Origin of the sequence: Mesorhizobium sp. M2A.F.Ca.ET.067.02.1.1 (genome assembly GCF_004023285.1) — a bacterium.
Taxonomy (GTDB): Bacteria; Pseudomonadota; Alphaproteobacteria; order Rhizobiales; family Rhizobiaceae; genus Mesorhizobium.
Genome location: NZ_RZSB01000388.1, coordinates 1 through 5650, shown reverse-complemented (window position 1 = coordinate 5650; position 5650 = coordinate 1). Strand labels below are relative to the sequence as shown.

General features: G+C 65.6%; 6 protein-coding genes and 1 pseudogene. 3 read left to right on the top strand and 4 right to left on the bottom strand.

From position 1 onward, the window contains the following. Both EOA28_RS22915 and EOA28_RS22910 read left to right on the top strand, forming a co-directional pair. The coding region (locus EOA28_RS22915) for an ATP-binding cassette domain-containing protein (protein WP_128315300.1) at window positions 1-450 on the top strand (450 nt) is incomplete at its 5' end. 219 nt (window positions 451-669) lie between these two features. Next, a complete protein-coding gene (locus tag EOA28_RS22910) occupies window positions 670-1464 on the top strand; it encodes a heme ABC transporter permease (protein ID WP_127249969.1) in 795 nt (264 codons plus the stop codon). Window positions 1465-1577: 113 nt separating this feature from the next. On the opposite strand, the gene EOA28_RS22905 is transcribed toward EOA28_RS22910, so the two are convergent. Further along, the gene (locus EOA28_RS22905; RefSeq protein WP_127249968.1) at window positions 1578-2636 is read right to left on the bottom strand and encodes a D-TA family PLP-dependent enzyme; all 1059 of its coding nucleotides are present in this window, start codon (window positions 2634-2636) and stop codon (window positions 1578-1580) included. A 210-nt stretch (window positions 2637-2846) separates the two neighbouring features. Here EOA28_RS22905 and EOA28_RS22900 point away from each other — a divergent pair, with 210 nt between their 5' ends. Further along, complete coding sequence (locus tag EOA28_RS22900; RefSeq protein WP_127249967.1) at window positions 2847-3533, top strand: D-lyxose/D-mannose family sugar isomerase; 687 nt, start codon at window positions 2847-2849, stop codon at window positions 3531-3533. A gap of 15 nt (window positions 3534-3548) precedes the next feature. Here the strand turns inward: EOA28_RS22900 and EOA28_RS22895 are convergent, their stop codons facing one another. The 3 genes and pseudogenes from EOA28_RS22895 to EOA28_RS22885 form a co-directional block, all read right to left on the bottom strand. Continuing rightward, entirely contained in the window at window positions 3549-4427 is an 879-nt protein-coding gene (locus tag EOA28_RS22895; RefSeq protein WP_128315299.1) for an RDD family protein, read from the bottom strand. Then, window positions 4414-5430 (bottom strand): stage II sporulation protein M, encoded by a 1017-nt coding sequence (locus tag EOA28_RS22890; protein ID WP_127249965.1) that lies wholly within the window; start codon window positions 5428-5430, stop codon window positions 4414-4416. Before EOA28_RS22890 ends, EOA28_RS22895 begins: the two co-directional genes overlap by 14 nt. Then, a pseudogene (locus tag EOA28_RS22885) lies at window positions 5427-5650 on the bottom strand (DUF58 domain-containing protein); the annotation flags it as partial. The gene EOA28_RS22890 and the pseudogene EOA28_RS22885, both read right to left, overlap by 4 nt.

Genomic DNA, 5650 nt, shown 5'->3' with positions numbered 1-5650 from the left:
GTCCACGCCCCGGCCAATGCGGCCGCCGCGCAGGACTTCATCCTGGCCAAGAGCAGTGGCTACGACACCGTCGTCGGCGAGCGCGGCGGCCAGCTTTCGGGCGGCGAGCGCCAGCGTATCGCCATCGCCCGCGCCGTGCTGAAGGATGCGCCGATCCTGGTGCTCGACGAGGCGACCAGCGCTCTCGACGTCGAGACCGAGGATCGCGTCAAGGAAGCGATCGACGAGCTGCGCCGCAACCGCACGACGTTCATCATCGCCCACCGCCTGACCACGGTCCGCGACGCCGACCTCGTCGTCTTCATGGACAAGGGCAAGGTGGTCGAGATGGGCGGCTTCACCGAGCTGTCGCTGCGCAATGGCCGCTTCGCCGCCCTGCTGCGCGCCGGCGGCCTGCTCAACGACGAAGAGGTCCGCCGTCTCAGCCGTCCGGTGACGGAAGCGGCGTAATCCTAGAGCTCCCCCTTCCCCCCTTGTGGGGGAAGATGTCGCCGAAGGCGACGGATGAGGGGTGCTCCAGGGAAAGCCAGTGTCTCACTCCGCTGGAACACCCCTCATCCGTCTCGGCGCTGCGCGCCGATCCACCTTCTCCCACAAGGGGGAAGGGAGGTCGATCCTGCGACACTCTCCCAATTGCCCCAAAGCCACTGCGGGTCTATTTAGGTCGCCATGAGCGACGCCACTTCACGCTTTTCCGGCTGGATCGATCTCGCCAACCCGACGCGCTTTGTCGGGCTGGCCGACAAGATCATTCCGTGGCTGGCGGCGGTCGCGGTGATCCTGCTTGGCGTGGGCCTCTATATGAGCTTCACCGCGCCGGAGGATTTCCAGCAGGGCATCACGGTACGCATCATGTATATCCACGTGCCTTTTGCCTGGCTCGCCATGATGTGCTACACGATCATGGCGATCTCGGCGCTGGGCACGCTGGTCTGGCGCCATCCGCTGGCCGATGTCGCGCTGAAATCGGCGGCCCCGATCGGCGCCACCTTCACCGCGCTGGCGCTGATCACCGGCTCCATCTGGGGCAAGCCGATGTGGGGCACCTGGTGGGTGTGGGACGCGCGGCTGACCTCGGTCTTCGTGCTTTTCCTGATGTATCTCGGCATCATCGCGCTGACCCGCGCGCTGGATGACGCGGGCCGCGCCGCCTGGGCGGCCGCCATCATCACGCTGGTCGGCTTCATCAACATCCCCATCATCAAATTTTCGGTCGACTGGTGGAACACGCTGCACCAGCCGGCCTCCGTCTTCCGCCTCGGGGGCCCGACCATCGACCCATCGATGCTATGGCCACTCGCCGTGATGGCGCTGGGTTTCACCGTGCTGTTCTTCGCCCTGCATCTGATGGCGATGCGCACGGAGATCTTCAGGCGGCGGGTGACGGCGATGCGGAGAGTGGCGGCAAGGCAGGCGGAGAGTGCCCCTTCTCCCCTTGTGGGAGAAGGTGGATCGGCGCGTTAGCGCCGAGACGGATGAGGGGTGTTCCAGCGGAGTGAGACGCTGGCATTACCTGGAGCACCCCTCATCCGTCGCCTTCGGCGACACCTTCTCCCACAAGGGAGAAGGAAAAGCGCTCAGCCCATCTTCCCTCGCGCCGCCACCGGCAGCGTTTCCAGTACCTTGTCGCCGTCGATCAGATGCACCTGGTCGAACAAATTCGTCACCACGCAGCAATGATCGGGCACGACGCGCACCCGCTCACCGATGCCCAAGGCGGCGCCATGGGCAAGCGTGACGGTGCCGTGCTCTTCGCTCAAACCCGTTACGCGGGCGCCCGGCATGCCGAGCAGCTCGCCGAAATCCGGCAGGCCGAGCGTATCGGAAGACAGCGCCTTGCTGCCGCTGTCAAGGATGGTGCGGGTCGGCGTCGGGTGGCTGACGACGGTGGCAAGCACCGTCAGCGCGCAGTCGTCCAGCGTGCCGACGCCTTTGGCGACCTGGTAGCGGTCGAGGTAGATGTAGGTGCCGGGCCGGTATTCGGTGACGATGCTGTTCTCGCCGGAGCGCCACATATCCGGCGTGCCGCCGCTGGAGACGCGCACGCATTCGAGCCCCGCCGCGGCAAGCGCGTCGTGCGCGCTTTTCAGCCAGGCCTCGGCTTGCGCCGCGCCGCCGGCCGCCGGATAGGTCATCAGCCCGCCGAAGGCGAGGCCCTTGGCCTGGTCGATCACCTTCGCCAGCGCCACCGCATCGGCCGGGGTCTGCACGCCACAGCGGCCCATGCCGGTGTCGCACTCGACCAGCACCTGCAGCGGATGGCCGGTATCGGTGAAGGTGGCGGCCAGCCCCTCCAGCGTCTCATGGCTGTCCGCCGTCACCGAGAGCGTGACGCGCCCATGCAGCGCCTTCAGCCGCTCCAGCTTGGCGCGGCCAAGGATGTTGTAGGGCAGGAAAATATCCTCGAGCCCCGCATCGGCCATCACTTCGGCCTCGCCGATCTTCTGGCAGGTGATGCCGACGGCGCCGGCCGCCACCTGCTTCTTCGCCCAGTAGGGTAGCTTGTGCGTCTTGATGTGCGGCCGCAGCTTCAATCCATGGGCGTCGGCATGCGCCTGCGCCTTTTTGATGTTGGCTTCGGCGCGGGCCGCATCGATCAGGATCGCCGGCGTGTCGAGGTCGTCTATGCTTGGCATGAAAGTCACCATTCAAAGCATGTCTCCCGAGAGCGGGATCCGGTTTCGGGATAAAGACATGCGCAAAATCGAAAAGTCCGGCTGGGTTTATGGTCCCGATCCGGCTGGATGTCACGGGGCCAGAACAGCGGGTTTGCGTCGACAGCCGACCGGCATTGGGCTATTCGGATGGGCAGATTTCAGCAAGGCATCGGCCGGAGGACAACCACCATGAAGCGCTCCAAGATCAACGACATCATCCGCGAAGCCGACGCCTTCATCCGCTCCTTCGGCTATATCATGCCGCCCTTCGCCTATTGGTCGCCGGAAGAGATGAAGGCGCACAAGGCCGACTCTTCCGCCATCTTAACCTCACGCCTCGGCTGGGACATCACCGACTACGGCCAGGAGAAGTTCGACGAGCTTGGCCTGTTCCTGTTCACCGTGCGCAACGGCCGCTACGAGGACATGAAGCTCGGCATGGGCATGCTCTATGCGGAGAAGATTATGATCTCGCGCAAGGACCAGCTCTCGCCGATGCACCGCCACAACATCAAGGCCGAAGACATCATCAACCGCGGCGGCGGCAAGCTGGTGCTGGAGCTCTTCATGCACGACCGCGACGGCGGCATCGACCCGAAGGCCGAAGTGTCAGTGCCGGTCGACGGCACCATCACCAGATTGCCGGCCGGCGGGCTCCTGAAGCTCGATCCCGGCCAGAGCGTCACACTTTTGCCCGGCGTCTGGCACGCCTTCTGGGCCGAGGGCAAGGACGTGCTGATCGGCGAGGTCTCGACCGTCAATGATGACCTCACCGACAACGTTTTCCGCGACCCGATCGGCCGCTTCTCCAACATCGACGAGGACGTCGCGCCGCTGCACCTTCTGGTGTCGGATTACGAGAAGTGGGTGGGGTAGGCGAGGGAGGCTTCGCTACCGCGCATACTTATCCGCCTTGCGGTTCCCAAGCAGCAGCTTGCGTTCCAGATGCGCGCGCAGCTCGCCGTAATAGGCGGTGAGGAAAGCCTTTGAATCGATCGGCTCGAACCTGGCGCCGATCTTGCGGGCTATGGTCTCCGCCACCGCCTTGAGCGCCGAATGATCGTCGCGGCGCAGCACTTCTTCCAGCTTCTGCAGCTCGGCGATGCCATAGGCGTCGAGTTGCGCGGGGCTGAACTGGAAGCGGGCGGCAACCGGGTCCTTGCGCAGCGACAGGTCCTCAACCAGCGCCACTTTCGGCGCCTCGACCACCCAGGTGCCGGCGAGCAGGTCGCCGATCCTCAGCCGGTCGCGGTTGAACAGCGGGAACAGCGAGAACAGCAGCGCCCAGACCAGACCGAAAATGGTCGACAGCGTGTCGGCGACATCGGCGCTGGCGCGCGCGGCGAGGATCGACAGCGGCAGGAACACCTCGATCTCGCGCATCAGGTTGCGCGCGATGACCTGGTCCAGCGTGAGGCCGGCGCCGCTGCGCGACGCGACTCTCACGCCGACCATGCGCTTGCCCGGGGTGGCTGCCCGCCGTCCCGTTTCGAAGGCGATGAAATAGACGTTGCGCAGGAAGAAGATGAAGATGATCCAGACGATGAACAGCGGCTCGGCATCCTGCACGCCAAGCCCGCCAAGGCCAAACAGCGCGACGAGGCTGACCACGACCGCCGCCACGACGATGATCACCACGTCGAGCAGGAAACCGGATGCCCGGGTGCCGGCATCCGCCAGTTTCACGCGCAGGTCGACGCCCTCCGGCGTGACAAGCGGGCGGATCAACGCCGCTGGATTCTTGATCTTTGCTGTCCTAGCGGTCGCCATGCCGCACCATCCGGAACAGGTAGAAATAACAGATCCATAAGGCGAGCATGCCGCCGCCGATCGAATAGCGGATAACGTCGCTGGTGATCGTCTGCCGGCCGATGCCTTCCAGCAATCCAGCGAAAAGCAGCATCACCGTGACGCCGATCATGGCGGTCGCCGCCACGCGTCCGGCTCGCGCCGCGGCGGCCATACGGGTGAGCTCGCCGGGAAAGGCGATGCTGGTGCCGATGCGCATCCCGGCCGCGCCCGCGATGGCGATGGCGAACAGTTCCGTCGTGCCATGGATCGAAAGCCAGCCGCCGAGCTCGAAGCCCAGGCCCTTGGCGGCATAGATCTGGAAAATGGCGCCGAGCATGCAGCCATTCATCAGGATGATCAGCACGCTCGGCACGGCAAAGGCGAAGCCAAGCGCGAAGGCCAGGATCGACACCTGCGTGTTGTGCGTGAAGAGATAGGCGGCAAAGCCGGACAGGAAATGGTCGCCGCCGCCGTAAAGCAAGCTGCGCAAGACCTCGGCCGACGAATCCGGGTTGCGCCCGCCCGCCAGGCTCGGCGCGATGATGGCGTCGTACCAGCGCTTGTCGGAGGCGACCAGCCAATAGCCGGCGATCGCGCCGATCACCGTGAGGGCGACCGACGCCCACACTTCGCGCCACAGGTCGCGGATCGCCGCCGGCCAGTCGTGCAGGAAAAAATCGCCGACGCGCGTCCTCAAGGAGCGCCGCGCGCCGTAGAGGTAGAAATAGCCGCGCAGGCAGAGCGCCTCGAGATAGGCGATCAGGGCGCTGTCGAGCGAGGTCGCGCGCGCCACCGAAAGCGAGGACAGCGCCGAGCGGTAAAGCAGGGGCAGCGAGAGCAGCTCGTCTTCCGACAGCGCGCGTGGCGCGCGCTTCTCGACGCGCGCCAGCAGCGCCTCGAAGGCTTTCCAGTCGGCCTCGCGCTCCTGGCGGAAGCTTGCCAGCGACTGGCGCACTGCATCGGTGCCGGCCGACAGCGTCATAGAAGGTTCTCCTCCTTGAGCTGGATATAGCGCTCGACCAGCGCCGGGCCGAGCCGCTGATGGTCGGCCTCGATGACATGCGCGCCGAGCAGCCTGAGCCTGCCGATCACCACTTGCCGCTGCCGCAAGAGGTCGCCGGCGGTGACAGCGCGGGCGACCTCTTGCGGCAGCGGCAAGTGGTGATCGGCAGGCTCAGGCTGCTCGGCGCGCATGTCATCGA

Bases quoted from the DNA above. Each gene is read 5' to 3' on its own strand.
- EOA28_RS22900 (WP_127249967.1), top strand. From the start codon at position 2,847: ATGAAGCGCTCCAAGATCAACGACATCATCCGCGAAGCCGACGCCTTC.
- EOA28_RS22890 (WP_127249965.1), bottom strand. From the start codon at position 5,430: ATGACGCTGTCGGCCGGCACCGATGCAGTGCGCCAGTCGCTGGCAAGC.
- EOA28_RS22910 (WP_127249969.1), top strand. From the start codon at position 670: ATGAGCGACGCCACTTCACGCTTTTCCGGCTGGATCGATCTCGCCAAC.
- EOA28_RS22905 (WP_127249968.1), bottom strand. From the start codon at position 2,636: ATGCCAAGCATAGACGACCTCGACACGCCGGCGATCCTGATCGATGCG.
- EOA28_RS22895 (WP_128315299.1), bottom strand. From the start codon at position 4,427: ATGGCGACCGCTAGGACAGCAAAGATCAAGAATCCAGCGGCGTTGATC.